The organism is Sphingomonas xanthus, from assembly GCF_007998985.1.
Taxonomy (GTDB): Bacteria; Pseudomonadota; Alphaproteobacteria; order Sphingomonadales; family Sphingomonadaceae; genus Sphingomicrobium; species Sphingomicrobium xanthum.
In genome coordinates, this window is sequence record NZ_CP041659.1 from 78,342 (window position 1) to 103,150 (window position 24,809).

Here is a 24,809-nt window from a genome sequence, read left to right on the forward strand (position 1 = left end):
ACCGAGGGAGGAACTACTCGATGGCGGCGATTCGGATTTATCCGACCTGACACAGTGTCAAGGTCAAGCCCGGCATTCTCATGCCGCCTCGCGCACCTCGACCGTGACATGGCAAAGCTCACCGAGGTCGGACAGCCGCGCCTTATATTCTCCCGGTTTCTTGGGATCGGCGCTAACCAGTGACAGTATGGCGGCGGTGTGCCCCGGACCGACCCGCCAGACATGAATGTCAGCGACTCGATCAACCTCGGTCTCGACTCGCTCGCGTATCGCTGCGGGAAGTGCCGGGCCGACCGCGGCGTCGAGTAGGACCGCGCCGGAATCCCTCATTAGTTGAATCGACCAGCGGCCGATGATCACGGCGCCGACAATGCCCATCGCCGGATCCATCCAGATCCAGCCGGCATATTTGGCTGCCGCTAGCCCGGCGATGGCCAGTACCGAGGTCAAGGCATCGGCGACAACATGAAGAAAGGCGGCGCGGTGATTATGGTCATGGTGGTGGCCTTCGGCACCATGATGATGGTGATGGCCTGAACCTTCACCCTGGAGGAGAATCGCGGTTACGATATTTGCCGCCAATCCGATGACGGCGATGATGATCGCTTCGTCGTACCTGACCGGGTCAGGCGACGAGAACCGACCCGCGCTTTCCCATGCAATAAGGACCGCCATGAATGCCAGGACGACCGCACTGCCAAAGGCGGCGAGGTCACCCAGCTTGCCGGTCCCGAACGTGAAGCGCGGATGGGTACGGTATTTTCGCGCAAAGGAATAAGCGGCAGCGGCGATGGCGAAGGCGCCGACATGGGTAGCCATGTGCATCCCGTCAGCGAGCAGCGCCATCGATCCGAGTATTTGCCCGGCAACGATCTCGGCAATCATGATAAAGAAGGACAGGCCAATCGCAATGCCGACACGCCGGGCATTGCGACCATGGTTCGCTCCGAGAAAGTCATGGTTGTGGCGCTCGGTATCGATTTCATGTGAGTGCACGGTGGGGCTCCAACTAATGAGGCGCACCGCCTTGCGGTTTGACATAATGTCAGAGTCAAATTTCACGAACGCTGGCTTTTAGCCGGCAACGATCACACTGCTTGACCCTAACATGATGTCAAGGTGCAATAAGTGCATCATGACGAGTCGCAGTGGGAGTCGGTCGGACATGACCCAGCGCCAACAATACGATCATGGACATCACGCTGGGATTGATGCGGCGGCGGGGGCGGCGGGCACTATCTGGACTTGCCCGATGCATCCCGAGATCCAGCGCGACGGGCCGGGCCAATGCCCGATTTGCGGCATGGCGCTGGAGCCGATTGAGCCGACGCTCGAGGAGGGCACTAACCCCGAACTGATCGACATGAACCGGCGCTTTTGGGTGAGCGCGGTTCTATCGCTCCCATTGGTCTTCCTGACCTTTGGCGCGGAACTGCTTGGCTGGGAACTGCTGCCAATGCGGACCTCGATGTTGGTGCAACTGGCTCTGGCAACCCCGGTGGTGCTGTGGGGCGGCTGGCCCTTCTTCGAGCGATTCTGGGCAAGCCTCAAGACCCGCAACCTCAATATGTTCACGCTGATCGGTCTCGGCGTCGGCGTGGCCTATGGCTACAGTGTAGTGGCAACGCTCACGCCGCAAATCTTCCCAACCTCGCTCCGCACAATGGGCGGACTGGCGCCCGTCTATTTCGAGGCAGCGGCCGTTATCACCACGCTCGTGTTGCTTGGTCAGGTGATGGAGCTTCGCGCTCGCTCGGCGACGGGAGCGGCGATCCGCGCCCTGCTCGGCCTCGCTCCCAAGGCGGCTCGCCGGGTCAAGGAGGATGGTAGCGAGGAAGATATCCCCTTGGACCAAGTCCATGTCGGTTACCTGCTGCGCATTCGGCCCGGTGAGAAGGTACCCGTCGATGGCGTGGTCGTCGAAGGTCATAGCTCGGTAGATGAATCGATGATCAGCGGTGAGCCGGTGCCGGTCGAAAAGGAGGCTGGCGCGAAGGTCACCGGCGCCACGGTCAACGGCACCGGCAGCCTGTTGATGCGCGCCGAGCGGGTCGGCCGCGACACGATGCTGGCGCAGATCGTGCGAATGGTTGCCGACGCGCAGCGGTCGCGGGCGCCTATACAGAAGTTGGCCGACCAGGTGTCCGCCTGGTTCGTACCCGCCGTGGTGCTGATTGCAATCATAGCCTTTGCAGTTTGGAACGTGGTTGGCCCGGAGCCGAGACTGGCTCATGCGCTCGTCAATGCGATCGCGGTGCTGATCATCGCCTGCCCATGTGCGCTTGGCCTCGCCACGCCGATGTCGATCATGGTCGGCACCGGAAAGGGCGCTACCCACGGAGTGCTCGTCAAGAGTGCAGAGGCGCTGGAGTTGATGGAACGCATCAACACGCTGGTAGTCGACAAAACTGGCACGCTAACGCTCGGCAAGCCCAAGTTGATCGCAGTCAAGCCAGTAAATGATTTTCAGGAGGCGAACGTGCTTCGGCTGGCTGCGTCTCTAGAGCGCGACAGCGAACATCCCCTCGCTGCTGCAATCATCGAGGGGGCCGAAGATCGCAGTATCGAGCTGCTTTCAAGCAGTGACTTCAAGTCGCACACCGGAAAAGGTGTCACAGGCACTGTCGCGGGCCATAATGTCGGATTGGGTAATAAGGCGCTGCTAGTCGCTCTTGGGATAGATTCCGCGTCGCTGGAAGCCGAGGCCGACGAGCACCGCGCCGAAGGTCAGGGCGTCATGTTCGTCGCGATCGATGGCAAGCTCGCCGGCCTGCTGGTGGTTGCCGACCCAATCAAAGAAAGCGCACCGTCCGCCGTGGCAGAACTCCAGGCAAAAGGCGTCCATGTGGTGATGATGACCGGGGACAACCAACGCACGGCTGAAGCGGTGGCGCGAAGTGTTGGCATAGACCACGTGATCGCCGACGTGCTGCCGGACCAGAAGCAGGCCAAGGTCGAGGAACTGCGCAAGCAGGGTCGGCGCGTCGCCATGGCCGGCGACGGCATCAATGACGCGCCCGCTCTCGCCGCGGCAGATGTCGGAATCGCTATGGGCACCGGCACCGATGTCGCGATGGAGAGCGCCCATGTCACGCTCGTCAAGGGAAACCTCACAGGCATTGTCCGCGCCCGCAACCTAAGCCGCGCCACGATGCGCAACGTCCGCGAGAACCTCTTCCTTTCGTTCGTGTTCAATGCGGCTGGGGTGCCAATCGCGGCTGGGGTCCTCTATCCTTGGTTCGGTATCCTGCTCTCACCAATCATTGCAGGGGCTGCCATGGCGTTCAGCTCGGTCGCGGTGATCGGTAACTCGCTTAGACTCAATCGGGTGCAGCTATGAAGATCGGTGAAGCCTCGGCGGCCTCGGGCGTCAGCCAGCGGATGATTCGACACTATGAAAAGATAGGGCTGATGCCGGAAGCGGCGCGGCGCGATTCCGGCTACCGCGACTATGACGCGCGCGACCTGCACGCGCTGCGCTTCATTGGCCGCGCCCGCGACTTGGGCTTCCCAATCGAAGAAATTCGCCAACTGCTGGCGCTGTGGAACGACCGCGAGCGAAGCAGCGCGGACGTTAAGGCGCTAGCACTCGCCCGGGCGGCCGAACTCAAGCGCAAGGCCCGTGAACTGGATGAAATGCGCCGCTCGCTCGAGTATCTCGCAGCGCGGTGCCATGGCGACGACCGACCCGACTGCCCGATACTCGGCGGGCTGGAGGGTAAGGCCCGATGACAACTGCCGTATGCTGAAAAGCCTCGATATTCGAGGAACATCTCGACGAATATGAGGCGTTTGCGTGATGTCTCGCTGCGGACGTTTCGTAAGCAGCGCGATTTAGGCGCGTGACCGAAGTGCATCTTCTCGAAATCAGCTGGCCGCGAGCAGGCGATTTATCTTGGAAGCCCCTTTGATGCTGGTCATTGTGGAGACAGCAATGGTTCCGAGGAAGAGAAGCATGAATCCTATTATTGCGTTGGCGAGCGTAGCAATTTCCCAGGCTGCTCTCACTCAGCCCGTTCAACATCCGCAGGGCCATTCTACGGCCGTAACAGCGACCACCGAGGAAACGGCCATCAGGGATGTCCTCTCACGCTACAAGTCCGCGATCGAAAGGCTTGATGCCGCGGGCACCGAGGAGTTTTTCGCTTCCGACTCTGCAATTTTCGAGACGGGCGGCGTCGAAGGCTCATACGCTCAATATTTACGCCATCACCTCGGCCCCGAACTGAAGGCGTTCAAGTCTTTCTCGTTCTCCGACTACGAAGTAGCTGTACGCTTCGAGGGCCCGATCGCGTTGGCCACCGAAACATATAGCTATCGCATTCAAACCAAGTCCGGCGAGATCGCTGAGCGGCGCGGCGTGGCCACCAGTGTCCTGAAGAAGCTCGACGGGAAGTGGAAAATCCTGTCGATGCACAACTCGGCTCGCAAGCCGAAGGGAAGTTGAACAATGAAGCGGAACCGGGGGCCAGTTGGTATCGGACTGTTAGTCCTCGCGGCGTTCACATTCATCGCCGGCTCGCCTGCTTCTGCACATGAAGAGCATCGCCGCCAGCGGGAAGCGGCCCTCAAGGCAGAGCAGATGCGCCAGCAGGTCGCTCTTCAGCCGGGATCGGTTGCGCAGTCGAAGCCCGATCCAGAAGCGATGCATACGCAAATGGGCGAGATGATGGATATGCCCAAGGTCGATAGGTCGAAGATGAGCGCCACTGCGCGGCTGTTCGACTGGATCGGCAGGCTGCACCCCATCATCGTTCATTTTCCTATCGCGTTCTTCCCCGCTGCCTTTTTTACCGCGATTGTCGGACGGAGGCGTCCGGCCTTCGCAAAGCCAGTTCAATTTCTGGTTGTCGCCGGCGGTATAATCGCTCCGATTGCAGCTGTGCTTGGCTGGATTGACGGAGGTTTCACTCTCGCGACTGACGACTGGCTGCTCAGTTTTCATCGTTGGTTTGGCACCGGCGTTGGCGTTGGCGCGTTAGCGTTGGCCATCTGGGCCTTACGCAAACCCGAACAGGATCGTAGTCCAGGCATGATATTCGGACTTGGCGTCATGACTGCCGCGATGGTCATTCAGGGATGGTTCGGAGGCGCACTTACGCACGGCATGGACCACATGAATTGGTGAGGCGGAAACCTATGTGCCCGTCGAAGTTGCCGCCCGTTTGCTCAACCAAATTCGAAGTACATTCGCGGTATCGCGGTCGCCGGCATGCCGCTCGGCAGGACAATGCCTAACGGGTCAAAGGGTGCTCTCCAGATCATGGCCTCGATGCCGCTGGGAACAACCGTTTTAGATCTTCGGGCAGGGGTCCTTACGGGAGAAATGGACCGCTCCTGCAGGCCAAAGAGATACTTGATTTGAGTGTGCTGGCCCGGGGGGGGGGCGTGCGCTTCATGGGTCTTTTCAGGGGATCGTCTGCCGGCCCTGCTTTGCGTCAGGTTTTCTTTTCATCGTTTTGTTCTTCTTGCTCTCCCGACTATTGGTAGCAGGCGGCCCGTCCGCCCGCACCGTACGGGACCCAAGTTGCCGGAAGCGGTCCGTCCGCTTTCGGGCTTCAGGGCGACGTTTCAGGTCATTGGTTCAGCTAGTCGCTAGATGACCGACAGCGACCCATCTCGGACATTAGCTGAAACTCGCCTCGGAACCCGTAGCCGCTACAGCCTCGTTTCCTCCTGAGGAGATGCACGCATGACCCACGACCTCGTCATTATCGGAACCGGCACCGCAGCGATGGTCGCCGCAATGCGGGTTCGCGACGCGGGACGGACTGTGGCCGTCATTGACGAGAAGCCGTTTGGCGGCACCTGCGCGCTGCGCGGCTGCGATCCAAAAAAGATGCTCGTCGCCGGAGCGGAGGTCATCGACGCCGAGCGCCGGATGAGCGGGAACGGTGCCGAAGGTGAGGTGCGGATCGACTGGCCCGACCTGATCCGCTTCAAGCGCACCTTCACTGATCCGGTGCCGGAGAAGCACGAGCGTCGCTACCAGGAGAAAGGCATCGACACCTTCCACGGTGCGGCGCAGTTCACCGGGCCAAACACCATCGAGGTCGATGCAACGGAGCTAAGTGGCCGCCACGTTCTGATTGCCTCCGGCGCTCAGCCGATGCAGCTTGGCATCCCCGGCGAGGAGCACCTGATCGACAATGAGGGCTTCCTTGCGATGGAGAGCCTGCCGCGCCGGATCGTCCTCGTCGGCGGTGGCTACATCGCGGCGGAGTTCTCCCACATCGCGGCGCGAGCCGGGGCCGAGGTAACGATTCTCCAGCGTGGACCGCGACTGTTGACGCACTTCGAGCCTGACCTTGTTGGGTGGCTGATGGACGCCTTTGAAGCAGTAGGCATCGACGTGCAGACGAGCACCGCCGTCACAGCGATCGAGCGGGACGGCGAGGTCTTCACTGTGCGCGCAAAGGCGAGAGGGAAAGAGGTGACATTTCCCGCCGATGTAGTCGTCCATGCCGCTGGCAGGGTTCCGGCCCTAGAGCGGCTGAACCTTCGCGCCGCCAACATCGCGACTGAACAGGGTCGCCTGAGGCTGAACGAGCATCTGCAAAGCGTCTCCAATCCAAGCGTCTATGCCGCTGGCGATGCGGCGCAGCTGGGACCGCCGTTAACGCCGGTATCGAGCCATGACGCCAAGGTGGTTGCGGCGAACCTGCTCCACGGAAAGCGGCACAAGCCGGATTATCGCGGAGTGCCAAGTGTCGCCTTCACGCTGCCGCCTATCGCTGCTGTCGGCATGGGCGAGCAGCAGGCGAAGGAGTCAGGGCTTCGGTATCGCGTGAAGTTAGCCCGCACGTCCGATTGGTTCACGGCGCGGCGCGTGGCGGAGCCTGTCTATGGCTATAAGACTCTAGTCGAGGAGGAGACTGGCCGCATCCTCGGCGCGCACCTCGTCGGCCCGCATGTTGACGAGACGATCAACATCTTCGGCTTGGCAATCCGGCACGACCTGACGGCAGACGATCTTAAGAGCACAATGTTCGCCTATCCGACCGGCGCGTCCGACATTGGCTACATGCTTTGAACCGGCTCCGGATGTTCTATCATGTCGATTACTGCGCAATCGGGATCGGATCCGCCAGAGCAACGCTCAACTGTCGCTGCAAGAAGGCGTTCGATCTCCAGCAGATCGGCTATCTTGGCCCGGACCTGTTCCAAGTGGCACTCGGCAATGTCCCGCACTTCCGCGCAGCAGGCCTTACCGGGGCCGCCGAGATGGAGAATCGCCCGCACCTCATCGGGCGCGAAACCGAGACCACGAGCGCGGCGGACGAACGAGAGGGTGCGAACATGCCCTTCGTCGTAAACGCGGTGCCCGCCCTCGGTTCTCTGCGGGGTCGAGAGAATGCCGATCCTCTCAAAGTAGCGGATGGTTTCGCTGTTGACGCCGGTTCGGCGGGCAAGTTCGCCACGCGAGAGCGTTCGCTTTGTCGAGACCATGACGATTTTCCTTGATCCTGTAATCGCTACAGGTGGCATGTAACGGCGAATCGTAGTGGAGACGAGCTTTGGCTGACGATCCTGTGGCGCGAAGCCCAACGCTGAAAGCACCGGAAACGGGCGTGGCGGCGGTTGGAGCCGGTGCCGGTTTCACGGCGCTGTTCTCGGCCGCCGTTTGCTGCGTTCTTCCGTTGGTGTTTGCAGCTGTCGGGCTTGGCGCCGGCGGCCTTGCTGCCTTCGTTCCCTATCATTGGCCGTTGACCATTGCTTCCGCCGTCGCGATTTCTATCGGGTGGCTGCTTTATTGGCGGAAGCGCAGGGCTTGTGCAGCCGAAGCAGAATGCGCGAGCGCCCCTCCGCCGCGTGCGACCTTGGTGCTGCTGTGCATCGCTACAGCTGCAGCGGCGCTCTCGGCAGTTTGGCCGCGCTTCATTGAGCAGCCGCTGATGAAATTGCTTGCAGGCGCGTGATGCATCTCACCTCAACGCTCACTTGCCCGCAGTGCAGCGGCGTAACCGAAGAGACCATGCCAACAGACGCCTGTCAGTTCTTCTATGATTGCCGCCATTGCGGAGCGGTGTTGCGCCCGCTGAGGGGTGATTGCTGCGTGTTTTGCTCCTACGGCGACGTGCCTTGTCCGCCGATCCAGGAGGCGAAGAACTCCGGTGGAACACCGGGTTGCTGTTCAGCCAGGTGACCGGCACCTAGTGTCCGCTTTCCACCCAATTCCGCCGTTCGGTGTGGTCCCATCTGGCGAAGCCCCAAGTTTCCGATTTGGGTGGAAAGCAGACACTAACTGCACTGTGAGCAAATCACGATTGGCGAATCTGAGCCGTTAGATCGCGCAGCAAGATTCTGAGTGTTTCCACGTTCAAAAGTTGGTTCGCGACGGCCGCTTTGTGCCAGCGTAGCTCTCCCTGCAGTTCGGGCTTGGCGCGCAGTTCGGCAGCGGTTGCCGCCACGTCCTGCTCCGGCAGTCTGATAGGGCACGCGGCGGGCAGCTCGAGCGCATAGATAGAGCCCGGCGCCCGGCGATCCCCGCAGTGCTTCCGAATTGCCTCCTGAATATGATCCGGGATGACCTTCCGGACCTCCTCTCGGTAACGGGTCGTGACAGAGGACAGGTTCACCAAGTCATAGTCGAACGCCATCACGCGGGCGAGATTACTGCGGACTTTCACATTCGCGATGTTGCGCAGGTCCTGAGCTCCGAAGATTTGCGCCCAGACAGCGGAATTGTTTCCGGCGGCGTTCACTTGGCTGGCCTGATAGGCGGCGATCACAAACTCGCGGTCCGTGACGGACGGGTCTCCGCGCCATGCGGCGTCAGCCTTAGCGGCATAGCGGGCGGTCGTGGCATAATATTCGTCTAGCTCATCGAGAAAGCCGTAGAACGTGGTGAGTTCAGTTTCTAGCTGCGACAGCAGCTGCTCGGTTTGCTGGCGTTCCTGACGTGACTGATTCCAGTTGGCGGCCTGGATCCCCATGAACACGCCGACGATTACGATTGCCACCTCAATCGCCACGGACGTCCAGTTCTGACGGCGTAGATTCTCGGTCATTCGGCGAAAGATCATTGAAGCCCCCCGGCTGGTCTGCCTCTCTTTTCTGGGGAGGGGAAGCGGTAGTTTCGGCATCAGCGCGCCAGTAGCTCAAGATAGTAGGACCACTTGCCCCACCGCGCCGACTGCTAGTGTCTGCCTTGGGTCGATCGCTGCCACCGGCTGAAATGGACGGCACAGCGAAACCGCCGCGCCTATTGTTCCGGCCAGCCCAGTTCGCGGCGGCGGGCGTTGGCTTCGACCTTGGGTAACCGGGCGAATAGCACCGGATAGGCGTGGAAGCCGTGCGCGACATTATCGCGGGTCCAGTAGCCCCAATCGCTGATCTCGCCTAACTTCACGGTCACGCGGTCACCTTTCTGGTGCGCGCTACGGAGTGGTTTCATCCCCAGCGTACCTGTCAGCGTGTCGCCGTCGCGGACGACGTTCTCGACCCAGATATGCTCTGTCGGGGTGAGCGCGAACTTGACCTGGTAGCCGCCGGTATCGGGCGCGCCCTTGTCGAGCACGGCGAGGAAGTCGGACAGAGTTGCGCGGGCCTTGGCGCTAGCGGCGGCGAGTTCTGGATCGTCACGCTCAACGAAGGTGGCGACCGGCTCGCCAGCCGAACTGACGGAGGCGGATACGGTCACTAGAAAGAAGGCGAGCGCGAGCGTCATGGCCGGAAAATTAACGCGGGAGCGTAGGAAGGCAAGAGGCAGTCTAACGTCAGCATGGGTCGATTACTGGCTTCAGCGAATGACCGCGGATGGCCGAAAGCAGACTGTCCGGTTTCGGGCTCCGAGGCGGAGTTTTTCGCGATGATCGCGTGTCGAGGCAGACGTCAGCAGCTCATTGCGCACGCGATCGCGCTAGGGCGCGCACGTAAGCAATTACATCTCGGCGCTCGGCCCCAGTCAGCGGCTGAAATTCGTGACCTGCGCCCCATTCTTCGACCAGCACTCGCTTCCCCGTGCGATCGATGCTGTCGGTCAGCAGCTTGTTGAAAGTGGCATCGTCATAAGCGAGCGCGCCCTGGATATCACCGCCGGGCTCTCCGACTCCGTCGAGTGCGGCGCCGTGGCAGCCGCTGCACAGGCTCGTGGCTATGAGGCGGCCGCGGGCCACCCGCGGACCGAGATCGGCAGGCTGATGGGCAGCGAAATAGGCGACCTCGTCCGCAGCATTGGCATAGGAGCCCGTTTTTCGTTCCTCCTCGGTTAGCCAGTAGTCCTTGGGAAGGCGGTCCCTCACGGCTTGCTCGAAGCCCTTGGGCGGCAGGGGGGTCGGCTCGCCGGCGGGTGGGATTGTTCGGAGGAAGGCGATCAGTGCCGCCATGTCGCGCTGCGAAAGAAATTGCGTCGCCTTGGAGGGCATCAAGTAGATTTCCCGGTCGGGATGGACGCCCTCGCGCAGCAGCCGTTCGAGCTCGGCATCGCTCAACTTCGGCATGGAAAGTGAGATATTGCTTGCCCAAAGTCCTTGGACGAGCGGGATGAACTCGCCGAAATTTACGCCGCTATAATCGGGACCATGACAGGAGCTGCAGCCAAAGAGCGATGACAGCCGCTTGCCGTGGGCAACTTTCCCGGCCTCATTTTTGTAATCGGCTCCGTCGAAGGCTATCGCCGCACGCTGAGCGTCGGAGCGGGCCTGTTCGTCTGAACTATGTGAGCTGCAGCCCGCAAGTAGCAGCAGCAGCCCCATTGCAACCACGCGCATTGGCACCTCCCCGTCGCGAACAATCTAGCGCAGCGGGAGCAGCGCGCAAAGCTAGGCGCTTAATCCACTTGGAACTGAGGCAACCGAAGGGCGGGGCAAGCACGCGCTCCAGATACAATCCGCTGTCCATCCAGAACCACCAGGTAGTCGGCGGTCTCCACTTGACTCAAAGCGGACGCGTTGGGCGGCTAGCCCTTCGTCAGGAGGAGCAAGGTTATGGCCGCGAGCATGATCCCGGAAATGCCAAGGACATAGGGCATCAAACGTGGCCCGCTCCGCATCGCGCTCACGCTTCGTTTCGTCGTCCATCGGGCACTCCCAAGCGTCATGCTGGTCTGCTGGGATAACATGTTCAATGCCGCTTTCCACCCCGTCCGGCCACAGTGCCTACGCGGCCAAACCGATGGCTTCATGCCTCGGCCTGCTCGAAAGCGGACTATCTGCTTCGGGTCCCGGCGCCGTGTTTCGCGTCTTTCGGTCAGCCAAATAGAGGGACACCGCGAACCAAACCATGGCGGACGCTAGCTGAGCGTCCGCCTGTAACCTGTCGCGATGATGCCCGCGTGATTACTGGCCCGGCTCCGGAGCTGTCCTCCTCTTTCCCCGCCGCGCCCAGATGTTCAATCCTTCGATGCCCGCCGAAAAAGCCATTGCTGTGTAAATATAACCTTTGGGCACGTGCACGCCGAAACCGTCGGCGATTAACACTGCGCCGATCATTAAAAGGAATCCAAGCGCCAGCATGACTACGGTCGGATTGTCGCGGATGAAATTGGCGAGCGGATCGGCAGCCAGCAGCATCACGAGAACCGCGACCACGACGGCAATCACCATCACCGGCAAATGATCGGTCATGCCGACGGCGGTAAGGATCGAATCAATCGAGAAGACGACGTCGAGAAGCAGAATCTGAGCGATCACGGCGCCGAAGGTCAGTGCCTTGCGACCGGTGTCGAAAACTCCATCGTCCGTAGCCGGATCAGCGACATGGTGGATCTCCTTGGTCGCCTTCCAGACGAGGAAAAGTCCGCCTGCAATGAGGATGATGTCGCGCCAGGAAAAGACGGTCTCGTACGTCGGTTGGCCATTGTATCCGGGGCCGCCCTCGAACCCGAGGTCGAACACCGGCTCGGTCAGTCCGACAAGCCACGCGATCGTCGATAGCAAAGCTAGGCGCATAATAAGGGCCAGCCCGATGCCGATGCGCCGGGCCTTCTGGCGCTGCGCTTCGGGTAGCTTATTCGAGAGAATTGAAATGAAGATCAGGTTATCGATGCCAAGCACGATCTCCATCACCAGCAAGGTGAGCAACGCCGCCCATACGGCGGGGTCAGCAAACAAGGTGACGAGCGCTTCCATAAATATGCCTCCGGACCTTCAGCAAAGCGGTCAATAGAATCGGAGAGGCACGATACAGTGGCAACAGGGCACGTAAACTGCACCGGGCTAACCCGATGCGGTCCGACATCGCGATCATTTGCATGATTGCCAGAGGGGCCCGGTCCGCCCGTGCCCCCTATGCGTTTCAGGCTTGGCTTTCAAGTTACACTAGATCGTGCTGCGCGAGCCGATCGGTCATGAAACTTCGTGGTGCCCGTTAGGCTGGTGCGTATTCAGCCCGCTTGAGCCAGTCGACTAGGGCCCGCCTCGCCCGGTCAGTGTAGAGCTTCTTACGGTCGGCCTTCTTGGACTTCGGCCCTTCGAGTGGTGGCATCAGGCCAAAGTTGATGTTCATCGGCTGATAGGTTTCAGCCTCCGCTCCGCCAGTAATATGCCCAAGTAGCGCGCCCAGCGCGGTCTCGGAAGGCGGCCCGGCTAGACTTTGCCCACGGGCTTCGGCCGCCGCAAAACGCGCCGCCAGAAGACCAATTGCGGCGCTTTCGACATAGCCTTCGCAACCGGTGATCTGCCCGGCGAAGCGGATGTTGGGCTGGCATTTTAGGCGCAGCTCATTGTCGAGCAACTCGGGAGACCTGATGAAGCTGTTGCGGTGAATCCCTCCGAGCCGGGCAAACTCGGCCTTTTCAAGGCCCGGAATGGTGCGGAAAATGCGTACCTGTTCACCGTGCTTCAGCTTGGTTTGAAAGCCGACCATGTTCCACAAGGTGCCAAGAGCGTTGTCCTGTCGCAGCTGGACCACCGCATGCGGCCAGCGACCCGTACGCGGATCATCTAACCCGACCCCTTTCATGGGTCCGTAGCGAAGCGTTTCAACTCCGCGCGAGGCCATGACTTCGATGGGCATACAGCCTTCAAAATAGGGTGTGTCTTTCTCCCAATCCTTGAATTCGGTTTTTTCGCCCGCGTTCAATGCGGCGACAAAGGTTTCATATTGCTCCTTCGTCATCGGGCAATTGATGTAATCCTTGCCGCCCTTGTCCCATCGTGCGGCCATCCAGCAAATGTCCATGTCGATGCTCTCGCGGTGAACGATCGGCGCAATTGCATCGAAGAAAGCCAGCGCGTCGCTTCCGGTGCGGCGAGCGATAGATTCGGCCAGACCGGGAGAGGTGAGGGGACCGGTGGCGATGATGACCGAGCCAGTCGCCGGAAGCTCGTCGACGCGCTCTCGGACGAGGGTGATATTGGGGTGAGCTCCAAGCCGGGATGTCACCTCGGAAGCGAAACGTTCCCGATCAACGGCAAGGGCCGATCCTGCGGGCACTCGGTGGGTGTCGGCAGCGGCCATGATCAGCGAGCCCAGCGATCGCATTTCCTGGTGGAGCAGCCCCACCGCGTTGTTTTCGGCATCGTCCGATCGAAAGCTGTTGGAACAGACCATCTCGGCGAGCCGGTCAGTTTCATGGGCAGGGGTCGTGTCGCCGCCTCCGCGCATTTCGCTTAGTCGGACATGGATACCGGCCTCGGCCAGTTGCCATGCGGCTTCCGATCCGGCCAGGCCACCGCCAATGATGTGCACGTCATAGGTCATACGCCGGGCCTTAGCGATTGGGCGGGGTCAAAGTCGAGCCGTGGCTCGACCGGCTGCAGGGAGATCAGCCGTCGAGCCTGTCCGAACCCATTTGAATCGACATTCCATTTAGCTAAGTGATGCGCATGATGCCCGTTTAGCCAAGTGAAGCTCATGATGATGACGGTGAATTGGGTCCGCTGCCTTATGCTGCCACTGGCGGCCGCGACACTGGCACTTTCCGCGCCCGCACTGGCTGAGCGCCTCCCGCCGGTCAAAACGCTCCAGTCTGCGGGGGACCTGCAGGTCGAGATCGTCGACATGACCCCGCGGTTTCTAGCCTTTTATCGTGAGGCAGCCAAAGTCGATGACGCGGACGCCCGGTTCGCCTTGTGGAAGGAGAAATACGGGTTTGCCGCCGTGCCTCCCGGGCCGGCCGGAGAGCAGATGGCCCGAGAACTCCTCGACGGCGCCTGGACCAAATATCCGGCGAGTTTGTCCCGCCTTCAGCAGGGGGCAAAATCGTTCGGCAATGAGCCCATCGAGACTCTCAGCGCAGTTGTCCGGCTACTTGGTGCAGATCGCCCCTTGGCAATTCGGCTCGTGACCTATGTCGGTGCGTTCGATGACAATGCCTTTGCTGCCCGGGTGCAGGGTGTTCCGGTCGTTCACTTCCCGGTCGAAATGCCAGCGGAGCGACGTCGATTGCTCCTCCCGCACGAGATCACTCATGCCGTTCATATGCACCTGGCTGGACTGTCCGGTGGTTGGGAAAGATCTGTCGCTGCAACGCTCATCCAGGAGGGGCTAGCGATGCATGTCGCGCGTGAGCTTAATCCCGGGAAACCAGATGCCGTTTACATTGAACATGAGCCGGGCTGGTGGAGCGCCGCGCGAGGAAAGCAACAGGACATACTCAAAGGCTTGCTGCCAGCGCTTGCTGCCAAGGATTCGGACACGGTATTTCGCTTCACGGTAGGCAAGGGGCCGGCCGGACTGAACCGCGAGGCCTATGCAGCGGGCTGGTGGGTCATCGAGCAGCTTCGAAGTGAGGGCATGACGTTGGCGGAGATTGCCCGAGTTCCAGAAGAGAATATGCCAGGGTTGGCCGACAAAGCGATCAGCGCGATGCTCGAGCGGTAAAGGATGCGGATTTGGAGCATCGGTTACGAAGCAGCAACGACCGCTGAGTTTCTGATCGCCTTGCAGAGCGCAGGCGTCCGCCGGTTAATCGATGTTCGTGCACTGCCGCTATCGCGACGACCCGGATTTTCAAAGTCACCGTTGCGGGCTGCCTTGGCTGAAGCCGGGATAGACTATGTGCACCTGAAGGCGTTGGGAACGCCATCAGAGGGGAGGGCAGCGGCCCGCGCCGGACGACAGGAAGACCTTGAGCGCATTTACGCCGGGCAGCTCCAACTGCCTGAGGCGCTGTTCCAAATGGGACAACTGCGCGAACTGGCAATGGAGCAGCCCAGCGCGCTGCTTTGCTATGAACGCCAGCCAGAGGGCTGCCATCGCAGCCTGCTTCTAGAAGCGGCGCTGCCCGACGCAGAAGTTACCCATTTGTTTCCCTAGAAGGCAGCTGGCTCTTCGGTTTTGGTATGGCTGACCAGCAGCGCCTCGATGTCGGGGATCGGGCGTCCCGTCATTTCCTTGGGAATTTCGTAAGCAACCCGCCGTTCGGCTTCCTTGTGCAATTTCTTGCGGAGCTCGCCGAGAGTCTTGGGCGGCGCGATGATCACCAGGGACTCAAAATCGTTGGCTAGTGCTCGCCGGTTGACGAGGTCCGCCGTATTATGGGCCCAGCGGTCCTCCTCAAGTTGCTTGAAATCGGTTTCCTCATAGGTCGAATGGCCCGATCCCGCAGATTGGAAACTTACCCCCGGGGCGTCGGTCGCAAGTTCCCGGTTGAAGCCGGCATCGTCACGCTCGTCATGCGCTTCCGTGCGCAGGTCGATCTGGTTCACATCGCCCTCGTTACGGAAGAACAAGGTTTTGCGGCCGTCGGTGACCAGGACGAGAGTGTTGTTGTCGAGCGGCATCGGGATCTCCTTCTTTAAAGCCTCCTCAAACCAACGCGCCTCCTGACGCCACCGTTCCGCGTCAGACGTCGTTTCCGGACGCCAAATCCTCTCCGACCGTCGCACCGGTTTCCGGTGCAATTTCATCACCGCCGTTGAGTTCGACCTCTTCCTCGTCGCTCTCATCGATGCGCGCTACGGATACGACCTTCTCCTTGTTCGCGACATTGAAGATGGTGACGCCCTGGGTGTTGCGGCCGGTAATACGGATGTCGCCGACAGTAGTCCGGATCATCTTGCCCTGGTCTGTAACTAGCATCAGCGATTCGCCAGGAGTTACGGGGAAACTGGCCACGACGCCGCCATTGCGTTCCGACGTGACGATGTTGATGATCCCCTGTCCGCCGCGGTTGGTCCGGCGATATTCGTAAGTGGAACTGCGCTTGCCATAGCCGTTTTCGGTGATGGTCAGCAGGAATTGCTCCTTGTCGGCGATCTCGGCGTAACGTTCGGCGCTGAGCCCGCTGCAACCCTCATTCTCGCGCCAGCGCGGTGCTTTCAGATATGCCTCACGCTCTTCTTGGCTCGTGCCGGCCCGGCGCAGGATCGACATCGATATGACTTCGTCGCCCTCGGCCAGCCGGATTCCGCGCACGCCCATCGAGGCGCGGCTCTGGAATTCGCGGACGTCGGTCGACAAGAAGCGGATCGCCTTGCCCTGGCGGGTCGCGAGCAGGACATCGTCCTCTTCGGTCAGTAGCTTGACGCCGATGATCCGATCGAGGCTGTCCTCTTCTTCGCCCTCGTCACTGTTGCCGAACTTCATCGCAATCTTGCCGGCGGTGGGAATGTTGGTGAATGCGTCCATCGAATTGCGGCGAACAGTGCCGCGCGCGGTCGCGAACATGATGTGCAGGTCATTCCACTCGGCTTCGTCCTGCGGCAAGGGCAGGACGGTAGTGACCGTCTCACCTTCCGCAAGCGGCAGGATGTTGACCATCGGCCGGCCCTTGGCGGTCGGCCCGCCTTCCGGCAGGCGCCACACCTTCATGCGATAGACCCGGCCGACATTCGTGAAGAACAACACGGGGTTATGGGTCGAGGTTACGAACAGTTCGGTAACCACGTCCTCATTCTTGGTGCTCATCCCCGAGCGGCCCTTGCCGCCGCGCTTCTGTTCCCGGAACAGGGCGAGCGGTGTGCGCTTGATGTAGCCGGTCATGGTCACCGTCACGACCATGTCCTCGCGCTCGATCAGGTCTTCATCTTCGATACCGTCGGCGGCGGGGGCGATCTCGGCCTTGCGCGGGGTTGCGAACTCGGCTTCGACGGCGTCGAGCTCCTCGCGCATCACTTCGTACAGGCGTGCGCGATTGGACAGGATTTCAAGCAGTTCGCCGATGCTCTTGGCAAGCCCTTCGAGCTCTTCACCGATCTCGTCCCGGCCGAGTGCCGTCAGGCGATGGAGGCGCAGTTCCAGGATTGCCTTCACTTGCGCTTCGGAAAGACGATAGGTCTCGCTCGCGGCCTGCGGCTCGACCGCCTCGACCAGCAGGATATAGGGACGGATCTGGTCGCCCGACCACTCGCGTGACAGCAATTTTTCGCGCGCTTCGGCGGGGCTCGAGGAGCCGCGGATGAGCTTGACGACCTCATCGAGATTGGTGACCGCGACGACCAGGCCGAGCAGCAAATGGGCCCGTTCACGCGCCTTGAGCAGTTCATGCTTCGACCGGCGAGTAATTACCTCTTCGCGGAACTTGACGAAGCTCTCTATGATGTCGCGCAGCGCCAGCGTTTCGGGGCGACCGCCACGGATCGCCAGCATGTTCGCTGGGAAGCTCGACTGGGCCGGTGTGTGGCGCCAGAGCTGGTTGAGCACGACGTCAGGGGTTGCGTCGCGCTTAAGGTCGATAACAATCCGCACGCCTTCGCGGTTGGATTCGTCGCGAATGTCGGAGACGCCCTCGATCCGCTTTTCCTTGGCGGCCTCGGCGATCTTCTCGACCAGGCCCGACTTGCCGACCTGGTAAGGGATTTCAGTGAGAACAATCGAACGGCGATCGCCGCGACCTTCCTCGACATGTGCCCGGCTGCGCATCAGGATCGAGCCGCGCCCCGTAGTATAGGCAGAGCGAATGCCCGAAGTGCCGAGGATGAAGGCGCCGGTCGGAAAGTCCGGCCCCTTCACATATTCCATCAAATCTTCGGACGTAACCGCCGGATTTTCGATGTAGGCGCGGCAGGCGGCAATGACTTCGCCAAGATTGTGCGGGGGAATGTTGGTGGCCATGCCCACCGCGATCCCGCCCGCGCCATTGACCAGCAGGTTGGGGAAACGGGCAGGTAGGACCTGGGGCTCACGCTCGCTGGCGTCGTAGTTAGGCTGGAAATCGACCGTGTCCTTGTCGATATCGCCCAGCAGGAAATTGCTGACCTTGGCCAGCCGCGCTTCGGTGTAACGCATTGCCGCGGGCGGGTCCGGATCCATCGAGCCGAAATTGCCCTGGCCGTCGACGAGCGGCACGCGCATCGACCAATCCTGCGTCATCCGGGCCAGCGCGTCATAGATCGCGCTGTCGCCGTGCGGGTGATACTTACCCATGACGTCACCGACGATGCGGCTGGATTTGCGGTAGGGCCGGCCGGCAACATAGCCGGCCTCCTGGCAAGCAAACAGGATCCGGCGGTGGACCGGCTTTAGGCCGTCGCGGACATCCGGCAGCGCTCGGCTGACGATGACCGACATGGCATAATCGAGATAGCTGGTCTTCATCTCCTCGACGATGGAGATGGGGGCAATATCGCCGTGCTGATGGTCGTCGGCGGGAGGCTGGGTTGCCAAGGCAAGTCCTGTCGTTTGTCGTTGATTGGTAATACGCGGAGAATCGCCGGTTGACCGGCTACGTCTTCCCCCATGTGGCTGCTAGCGGATCATGGACAAGAGCGCCACCCCCGCGCACGCGATACACGTACGCGCACGCGAGGAGATCCGACGGTTCAATTGGAGTTCAGGGGCGGGGCACCATTGGTACTTTCCCCTTTTAAGCCAGACGTCTATGGCCGTCACGGCAGATTAGATCACGAAAGCCGCCGCCGCCCTGACAGGCTTTGGCGCAACAGGAGACCGGAATGAAATTGACCCCTAACAAGCTGGCGATGTTGCTTGCTGCCGGAAGCGTATTCGTGGCAGCTCCTGCTGTCGCCCAGACTGCGGAATCGGCCAAGGCATCGCCCCAGGCCGCCGGCTATCAGCCCAAGGTTTCTAGCGGCGCTCGCAAAGAGATTGTTGCGCTCCAGACCGCGGTAAACGCGAACGACACCGCCAATATTGCGGCGCTTGCGCAGGCCGCCAAGGCCAAGGCAAAGACGAAGGACGATCAATATCTGATCGCACAGCTTCAGCTCAAAGCGGCGATCGCCGCAAAGAATGAAGCGGCAATGGCTGAGCAGCTGCAGACCCTGGTCGGCCTGGACGTCCTGCCCGCGTCCGATGCAAACAGCCTTCGGGTCAGTCTCGGCAAGATCCATTACAATGCCAAAGCCTATGATCAGGCTGCAGCGGCACTTGAACCTGTTATCCAGGCCAATCCCGACAATGTGGACGCGATCACCACGCTCGCCGAAGTCCGCAGCAGCCAAGGCAAGGGCGCAGAGGCCGTCGCCTTGGTCCAGAAGGCCATCGCGCTGAAGAAAGCGGCCGGGCAAAAGCCGGATGAAAACTGGTACAAGCGGGCGGTCCAGCTCTCTTTCAATGCCAATTCTCCGTCCACGCCCGCGATGGCGCGCGAATGGGTCGCGGCTTATCCGAGCGCGACCAACTGGCGCGACGCCATCCGCATTTATCAGACGACCAGCAAGCTCGACGATGCCGCGCTGATCGATACGATGCGCCTCAGCCGCGCGACGGGCTCGTTGAAGGGCGAGAATGACTATTTCCGCTTTGCCAACACCTTGGTGGTGAAGGGCTATGCGGGCGAGGCCAAGGCCGTGCTCGATGAGGGTTTCGCGTCCAAGGCGATCGACAAGTCGAGCCAGACGTTCAGCCAGCTTTACACGCTGGCGACCAGCCGGTCGCAGGGTGATCGAGCCTCGCTGGGCGCCAGTGCCGCCAAGGCCAAGGCAGCTGCTAGCGCACGCGCGTCGATGACGACTGGCGATGCCTATTACGGCTATGGCGACTATCAGCAGGCGGTCGACATGTATCGTAACGCCCTGACCAAGTCGGATGTCGACAAGGACGTCGCCAACCTGCGCCTCGGAATGGCGCTTGCCCGTTCAGGCGACAAGGCCGGAGCTACCGCCGCGCTTAACGCGGTTGGAGGTTCCCAGGCCGAAATCGCCAAGCTGTGGCTCGCGTACATCGCGGCTGGCGCATAAACGTACAACCGACAAAACAGGGGGCGTCGGGCCGGTCGGTCCGGCGTCCCTTTTTTTGTCCCGATCTGGGATGGTTAATCTCCACCTACTGTCGCGGAAGGGCTGCCGCCCGCATGTCGGACGCGCGACGGAATTTTTCCGTTGAGGAGGCTGGGGCACAAGCGTGCGTTTCGATGATCGCCTGAAGACGGTTATGACCCAGCCGGTCGCGGACGCGCACGACCGCACCGTGCGCTGGCGTCAACTCGTCGACCTGCTCTCTCGGCCGCATGACGAAACTGATCCGGCATTGCTCGATGCAGCCCTGACCATGGTTAGAACAGGGATGAAAGGCGTTGCTCGCGCGACCCGTGCAGCGACCGCGCGCAGCATTGCCGGTCGTGCGTCAGATCCTCGCTTGCTGGCAATTTTCGCATCTGACCGGCTGGAAGTCGCCGCGCCGCTGCTCGCGGCCGCACCGCTTGAAGGTGAAGACTGGGCGCTTGTCTGCCAAGCAGCCAGTCCGGAAGTGGCGGCATTCATCAGGACGATAAGGGGTGAGGTCAGCCACGCCGTTCCGATAGCCGACGAAGAAGCGGCGGCCCCAGCCGAAACAGAAATCCGCGAGGTAGAAACCCCGTCGATTGGCGAAATGGTGGCGCGGATCGAACGGCTTAAGCATCGCCGTGATGACCCCGGCGCCGCCCACGGCATGACGGTCCAAGAACGCCCGGCGGAAATGCCGATCAGGGCGGCACGGCTATTTCGCTGGGAATGCGATGCGTCCGGGCAGATCGGATGGGTGGACGGTGCGCCGCGCGGCGCCTTGATCGGGCGCAGCCTTCCGGCGGACGAGGGCGCGGGCCCGGCGCTTGCGCGCGCCTTTGCCGACCGTCTGCCGTTCGACGACGCACCGCTGCATTTTCCCGCACCGGCATTGGCCGGTGACTGGAAGCTGAGTGGTGTGCCGGCCTTTTCACCTGTCGACGGGCGCTTCCTAGGCTATCGGGGCGTCGCGCGGCGAGACGAGGGCGATAGTGGCGTAAACCGTCCGCCGGTGCCGGCAATGATTACGCCCGATGCCGAAGCGCTGCGCGAGACGATCCACGAGATCAAGACGCCTCTCAACGCGATTATCGGCTTTGCGGAGATCATCGACGGCCAATATCTCGGCCCTGCCCATCGCACCTACCGCACACGGGCTGCGGAAATCGTCGAGCAGGCGCGGCTGCTACTGTCAGCAATCGAAGACCTCGACCTCGCAGCCCGGGTCCAGCGCGGCGACACCGCTCCATCAATCGTAAATATCGGCGAGTTGGTGCAAGAACTGGTCGCCGAGCTATCTGCCGAAGGGCGCGTTCGGATCGAGGTACAGCCGCCGGCAGGCTCGGCAATCGTGGAGGCAGACCAGCAACTGGTCGGCAAATTGCTCGCGCGGTACTTGAAGGCCTTGTCTATTGCAGCGGGCGAGGACGCCCCGGTTCGGGTCAATCTTGCCCGTTCCACGAAGAATATCGCGGTTACGGCCAGCCGGCCCGTTTCGCTCGCAGGCTGTAGCGAGGCGCAATTGCTTGATCCCTCGTTTGCCATTCAAGGTGACACGAGCAGCACGCTTCTGGGGGTAGGCTTCGAGCTTCGGCTCGTAAGGGGTCTGGCCCGGCTTGCGAGAGGGGAGTTGTCGGTCGGCGCCGACCAACTGCAATTGCTTATACCGCTGTCTCAAAGCTGACTTGCACAGCAAGGCGTCCCGCCGCTATCGGCAGCATCGCGGGTGGGGCCTGTAGCTCAATTGGTTAGAGCTGGCCGCTCATAACGGCTTGGTTGCGGGTTCGAGTCCTGCCGGGCCCACCAATCGCCCTCGATCAACGGCGACCGAACCAGAAGATGGTCGGGGAGACAGGATTCGAACCTGCGACCCTCTGCTCCCAAAGCAGACGCGCTACCAGGCTGCGCCACTCCCCGACTTGCGAGGCCGCCTAGCAGCGCATCGTGCCAGGGGAAAGGCTAATTCGAGCTATTGCCGTCGGTCGAGACATCCAGGCGAACATCCAGATTTTCGGCCTTGTTCTCGGCTTTTTCGCTGGCCTGCTCGACATCATTGGCGACCGTACCCGCGATATTTTCGGCGGTAGCCGCCGCGTCAGCAGCGGCATTTTCCGCGACATCCTGGTTATATTCGACCGTAACGCTGTCGTTGGCGTCGTCCTTGGTGACCTGGCAGGCGGCAAGGGCAAGGATGGGAAGGACAAAGAGTGCGCGCATGATTCCTCCGCAGGGTGTTGATGTCGGGGTCAACGCGTTTTGCGGGCTTTTGGCTCCTCGATGCCTCCGCTGAGGATTGCCACCACCGCGGTCCAGGCGGCGACGTTCTGCCGCAGCTGGGCCGGGTCGACCTTGTCGAGCGTATCATCCGGCGTGTGGTGAATGTCGAAATAGCGTGTGCCATCCTGGTTGAGGCCAACGCCGGGCAGGCCGTCGGCCAACATGGGGCCGATGTCCGATCCGCCAGCGCGCTCGAATGAACCGGTCACGATGCCGAGCGGAGCCAGAGCCTTGCCGATCGCAACCGCCTCGGCGCGGCGGCCTTCACCCAGTTTGCTGTCGACCTTCCAGATCCGGTCCGCACCGAAATCACTTTCAATCAGCGCATAATGCGGCTCTTTCCCGTGCTTGGCCCGATAAGCGAACCCGCCCAGCAGCCCGACTTCCTCGGCGCCAAACCAGACGATCCTGATCGTCCGGAGCGGTCGCCCGGCGTCCATGATCCGCTTGGCAGCAGCCGTGGCGATCCCGCATCCCGCCGCATCGTCGATTGCACCCGTTCCCTGGTCCCAACTGTCGAGGTGGCAGCTGACCAGGATGGGAGGCAGCGAGGGATCCTGTCCCGGGACCTCGGCGATGACGTTGCCCGACGCTCGATTGCCGAGTTGCTGGCTTTCGAGCACCAGCTTCATCTTCACCGGGCGGCCGCGCTTAAGAATGCGGTTGAGCTGCTCGGCGTCCGGAAGGGTGAGCGCGCCCGCGGGGATCGGGGCAGCGCCGTCGGCAAAACTCATGGCTCCGGTATGTGGATTGCGGTGATGATCGGTCCCGATCGACCGGATGACGATGGCGATTGCACCTTTCAGGGATGCGATGGTCGGTGCCTGCCGGCGGGGGGCGCCAAATTGACCGTAGCTGGAGCCGTCCTGGGTGGCGGGCATCCGGTGGTCGACAAAGACGATCTTGCCTTTCACTGCCTGATCGGGCGCGGCCTGCAGTGCGTCGACGCTATCGAAAGCGACGATCTCCCCGGTTACGCCGCCCGGACCGGTCGAGGCGCTATTACCGAGCGCGGTAACCACCATGGGCTGAGGGAAAGGAGCAAGGATCTCCGCGCTTTCGTTGCCCCGTGTCCACACCGGCATGTCAAAGGATTCGACGCGCACATTGGCAAAACCCATCTGGCGAAGCTTGGCGACGGCCCAGTTGCGGGCTCTCTCTTCGGCTTCAGTTCCGGCAAGGCGCGGTCCGACTTCTGTGGTAAGCCCCTCGGTAATTTCCCAGGCATATTGATCCCCCTCATGTGCGGCATCGCGCAGCTGGGCGACCTTGTCCGGCGGCGGCATGGCCTGAGCAAGAAGAGGGGAGGCGGAGACGAGCAGCGCTGCTGCAGCAAAGCGACGAACCATGATTGCTGGCTAGCCGCCGATCCCGATCCTGTCACCGCCGTTCGTCGAAATTTGCCTACAGGAGTCGTAATTGGTCGCCTTGTGGCGGTTCAAACCGGTCTCGGCGAAGGGGAAATTTGGCTGGAGCCAGGCCATGGCGGCGGCTGGCGATCTCAAACCGGGTCCGGATGAGGTCAGCCCACGGTCCCTGGCCGCGCATCCGGGTGAAGAAACTGGGGTCGTTGTCGCGCCCGCCGCGCAGCGCCTGGATCGTCGCCATCACCTTGGCTGCGCGTTCGGGATAATGGCGGTCGAGCCATTGCCGGAACAGCGGCGCCACTTCGTGCGGCAAGCGAACCGGCAACCAGAATGCGCCGCGCGCACCTGCCTCGGCCGCAGCGGCGACAATCGCTTCGATTTCATGGTCGGTGATTTGCGGAACAACCGGGGCGATGGCGACCACAGTGGGCACACCGGCGTCAATCAATGCCTTCACCGCGGCGAGCCGTTTGCGCGGGGCAGGGGCGCGAGGCTCCAGCGTGGTGTGAACCTTGGGATCCAGCGAGGTGATCGAAATCGCGACCGCCGCAAGCCCCATCCTTGCCGCCGCGGCGATCACGTCGAGATCGCGCAGCACCCGGTTGGACTTGGTGGTAATCGTGAAGGGATGCTTGGTTTCAAGGAGTAGCTCGAGGATCGAGCGGGTGATCCGCCATTCCTCCTCGATCGGCTGGTAGGGGTCGGTATTGGTCCCCAGCGCAATCGGCGCGACTTCGTACCCCGGGCGGGACAATGTCGCATGAAGCAGCTTGGCGGCGTCAGGCTTGGCGAATAACCGGCTTTCGAAATCCACGCCGGGCGACAGGTCATGATAAGCGTGGGTTGGCCTTGCGAAGCAATAGATGCAGCCATGCTCGCAGCCGCGATATGGATTGACGGACCGGTCGAAACCAATGTCGGGGGAACTGTTGCGCGTAAGGATGGTCTTGGGCCGCTCAACCGTTACCGTCGTGCGCCTCTTCATCACCCCGTCGAGCTGCTCGACGCTGTCGAGCCAGTCGCCCTCGACCACGCGTTCCTTCAGGTTGAAGCGGGTCGAAGTATTATTTGCAGGGGCACCGCGCCCGTGAATCGACTCAACAGCCATGCAAGC

The 24,809-nt window shown here is 61.5% G+C and carries 23 protein-coding genes and 2 tRNA genes; 12 read left to right on the forward strand and 13 right to left on the reverse strand.

Annotated elements, in window-relative coordinates; all coding sequences use genetic code 11:
• Positions 1 to 78: 78 nt before the first annotated feature.
• Positions 79 to 996 carry a CDF family Co(II)/Ni(II) efflux transporter DmeF gene (gene dmeF / locus FMM02_RS00365; RefSeq protein WP_246104784.1) on the reverse strand — a complete coding sequence of 306 codons (918 nt, stop codon included), beginning with the start codon at positions 994 to 996 and terminating at the stop codon, positions 79 to 81.
• A gap of 169 nt (positions 997 to 1,165) precedes the next feature.
• On the opposite strand from dmeF, the gene FMM02_RS00370 reads away from it, so the two are divergent.
• The 5 genes from FMM02_RS00370 to FMM02_RS00390 all read left to right on the forward strand — a co-directional run bounded on the left by FMM02_RS00370 (position 1,166) and on the right by FMM02_RS00390 (position 7,033).
• A complete protein-coding gene (locus FMM02_RS00370; protein WP_246104785.1) occupies positions 1,166 to 3,340 on the forward strand; it encodes a copper-transporting P-type ATPase in 2,175 nt (724 codons plus the stop codon).
• The gene (gene cueR / locus FMM02_RS00375) at positions 3,337 to 3,732 is read left to right on the forward strand and encodes a Cu(I)-responsive transcriptional regulator (protein ID WP_147493012.1); all 396 of its coding nucleotides are present in this window, start codon (positions 3,337 to 3,339) and stop codon (positions 3,730 to 3,732) included. Before FMM02_RS00370 ends, cueR begins: the two co-directional genes overlap by 4 nt.
• Before the next feature lie 223 nt (positions 3,733 to 3,955).
• Positions 3,956 to 4,447: a YybH family protein gene (locus tag FMM02_RS00380; RefSeq protein WP_147493013.1), complete on the forward strand. Its 492-nt coding sequence runs from the start codon at positions 3,956 to 3,958 to the stop codon at positions 4,445 to 4,447.
• Between the two features lie 3 nt (positions 4,448 to 4,450).
• Positions 4,451 to 5,128, forward strand: coding sequence for a DUF2231 domain-containing protein (locus FMM02_RS00385; protein WP_147493014.1), 678 nt, complete (start codon positions 4,451 to 4,453; stop codon positions 5,126 to 5,128).
• 564 nt (positions 5,129 to 5,692) lie between these two features.
• Positions 5,693 to 7,033 (forward strand): dihydrolipoyl dehydrogenase family protein, encoded by a 1,341-nt coding sequence (locus FMM02_RS00390; RefSeq protein ID WP_147493015.1) that lies wholly within the window; start codon positions 5,693 to 5,695, stop codon positions 7,031 to 7,033.
• On the opposite strand, the gene FMM02_RS00395 is transcribed toward FMM02_RS00390, so the two are convergent.
• Entirely contained in the window at positions 7,021 to 7,449 is a 429-nt protein-coding gene (locus FMM02_RS00395) for a MerR family transcriptional regulator (RefSeq protein WP_147493016.1), read from the reverse strand. The genes FMM02_RS00390 and FMM02_RS00395 overlap by 13 nt on opposite strands.
• 68 nt (positions 7,450 to 7,517) lie before the next feature.
• Here FMM02_RS00395 and FMM02_RS00400 point away from each other — a divergent pair, with 68 nt between their 5' ends.
• Positions 7,518 to 7,919, forward strand: a complete 402-nt coding sequence (locus tag FMM02_RS00400; protein ID WP_147493017.1) for a hypothetical protein — start codon at positions 7,518 to 7,520, stop codon at positions 7,917 to 7,919.
• Positions 7,919 to 8,146, forward strand: coding sequence for a GDCCVxC domain-containing (seleno)protein (locus FMM02_RS11400; protein WP_147494908.1), 228 nt, complete (start codon positions 7,919 to 7,921; stop codon positions 8,144 to 8,146). The genes FMM02_RS00400 and FMM02_RS11400 overlap by 1 nt, the downstream gene beginning before the upstream one ends.
• Positions 8,147 to 8,261: 115 nt before the next feature.
• Here FMM02_RS11400 and FMM02_RS00410 read toward each other — a convergent pair whose 3' ends face one another.
• The 5 genes from FMM02_RS00410 to trmFO all read right to left on the reverse strand — a co-directional run bounded on the left by FMM02_RS00410 (position 8,262) and on the right by trmFO (position 13,644).
• On the reverse strand, positions 8,262 to 9,026 hold the full coding sequence (locus FMM02_RS00410) for a hypothetical protein (RefSeq protein WP_147493018.1): 765 nt from the start codon (positions 9,024 to 9,026) through the stop codon (positions 8,262 to 8,264).
• A 179-nt stretch (positions 9,027 to 9,205) separates the two neighbouring features.
• Complete coding sequence (locus FMM02_RS00415; protein WP_147493019.1) at positions 9,206 to 9,670, reverse strand: DUF2314 domain-containing protein; 465 nt, start codon at positions 9,668 to 9,670, stop codon at positions 9,206 to 9,208.
• A 172-nt stretch (positions 9,671 to 9,842) separates the two neighbouring features.
• On the reverse strand, positions 9,843 to 10,712 hold the full coding sequence (locus FMM02_RS00420) for a cytochrome c4 (protein ID WP_147493020.1): 870 nt from the start codon (positions 10,710 to 10,712) through the stop codon (positions 9,843 to 9,845).
• A 567-nt stretch (positions 10,713 to 11,279) separates the two neighbouring features.
• A complete protein-coding gene (locus tag FMM02_RS00425; protein WP_147493021.1) occupies positions 11,280 to 12,071 on the reverse strand; it encodes a TerC family protein in 792 nt (263 codons plus the stop codon).
• Between the two features lie 238 nt (positions 12,072 to 12,309).
• Positions 12,310 to 13,644 (reverse strand): methylenetetrahydrofolate--tRNA-(uracil(54)-C(5))-methyltransferase (FADH(2)-oxidizing) TrmFO, encoded by a 1,335-nt coding sequence (gene trmFO, locus FMM02_RS00430; protein WP_147493022.1) that lies wholly within the window; start codon positions 13,642 to 13,644, stop codon positions 12,310 to 12,312.
• 144 nt (positions 13,645 to 13,788) lie between these two features.
• On the opposite strand from trmFO, the gene FMM02_RS00435 reads away from it, so the two are divergent.
• Together FMM02_RS00435 and FMM02_RS00440 are read left to right on the forward strand one after the other, a co-directional pair.
• A complete protein-coding gene (locus tag FMM02_RS00435) occupies positions 13,789 to 14,766 on the forward strand; it encodes a DUF2268 domain-containing putative Zn-dependent protease (RefSeq protein ID WP_147493023.1) in 978 nt (325 codons plus the stop codon).
• Positions 14,767 to 14,769: 3 nt separating this feature from the next.
• A complete protein-coding gene (locus FMM02_RS00440; RefSeq protein WP_147493024.1) occupies positions 14,770 to 15,201 on the forward strand; it encodes a DUF488 domain-containing protein in 432 nt (143 codons plus the stop codon).
• Here the strand turns inward: FMM02_RS00440 and FMM02_RS00445 are convergent.
• Positions 15,198 to 15,668: a host attachment family protein gene (locus tag FMM02_RS00445; protein ID WP_147493025.1), complete on the reverse strand. Its 471-nt coding sequence runs from the start codon at positions 15,666 to 15,668 to the stop codon at positions 15,198 to 15,200. The genes FMM02_RS00440 and FMM02_RS00445 overlap by 4 nt on opposite strands.
• Positions 15,669 to 15,729: 61 nt before the next feature.
• Positions 15,730 to 18,492 carry a DNA gyrase subunit A gene (gene gyrA / locus FMM02_RS00450; RefSeq protein WP_147493026.1) on the reverse strand — a complete coding sequence of 921 codons (2,763 nt, stop codon included), beginning with the start codon at positions 18,490 to 18,492 and terminating at the stop codon, positions 15,730 to 15,732.
• Positions 18,493 to 18,779: 287 nt separating this feature from the next.
• Here gyrA and FMM02_RS00455 point away from each other — a divergent pair, with 287 nt between their 5' ends.
• The 3 genes from FMM02_RS00455 (at position 18,780) to FMM02_RS00465 (ending at position 21,857) form a co-directional block, all read left to right on the forward strand.
• The gene (locus tag FMM02_RS00455; RefSeq protein ID WP_147493027.1) at positions 18,780 to 20,027 is read left to right on the forward strand and encodes a tetratricopeptide repeat protein; all 1,248 of its coding nucleotides are present in this window, start codon (positions 18,780 to 18,782) and stop codon (positions 20,025 to 20,027) included.
• 163 nt (positions 20,028 to 20,190) lie between these two features.
• A complete protein-coding gene (locus FMM02_RS00460) occupies positions 20,191 to 21,735 on the forward strand; it encodes a sensor histidine kinase (RefSeq protein WP_147493028.1) in 1,545 nt (514 codons plus the stop codon).
• A gap of 45 nt (positions 21,736 to 21,780) precedes the next feature.
• A tRNA-Ile gene (locus tag FMM02_RS00465) sits at positions 21,781 to 21,857 on the forward strand.
• Positions 21,858 to 21,891: 34 nt separating this feature from the next.
• Here FMM02_RS00465 and FMM02_RS00470 read toward each other — a convergent pair.
• The 4 genes from FMM02_RS00470 to FMM02_RS00485 all read right to left on the reverse strand — a co-directional run bounded on the left by FMM02_RS00470 (position 21,892) and on the right by FMM02_RS00485 (position 24,803).
• A tRNA-Pro gene (locus FMM02_RS00470) sits at positions 21,892 to 21,968 on the reverse strand.
• 42 nt (positions 21,969 to 22,010) lie between these two features.
• Entirely contained in the window at positions 22,011 to 22,268 is a 258-nt protein-coding gene (locus FMM02_RS00475) for a hypothetical protein (RefSeq protein ID WP_147493029.1), read from the reverse strand.
• A 29-nt stretch (positions 22,269 to 22,297) separates the two neighbouring features.
• Entirely contained in the window at positions 22,298 to 23,677 is a 1,380-nt protein-coding gene (locus FMM02_RS00480) for a M28 family peptidase (RefSeq protein ID WP_147493030.1), read from the reverse strand.
• A 55-nt stretch (positions 23,678 to 23,732) separates the two neighbouring features.
• A complete protein-coding gene (locus FMM02_RS00485; RefSeq protein ID WP_147493031.1) occupies positions 23,733 to 24,803 on the reverse strand; it encodes a PA0069 family radical SAM protein in 1,071 nt (356 codons plus the stop codon).
• Between the last annotated feature and the right edge of the window lie 6 nt (positions 24,804 to 24,809).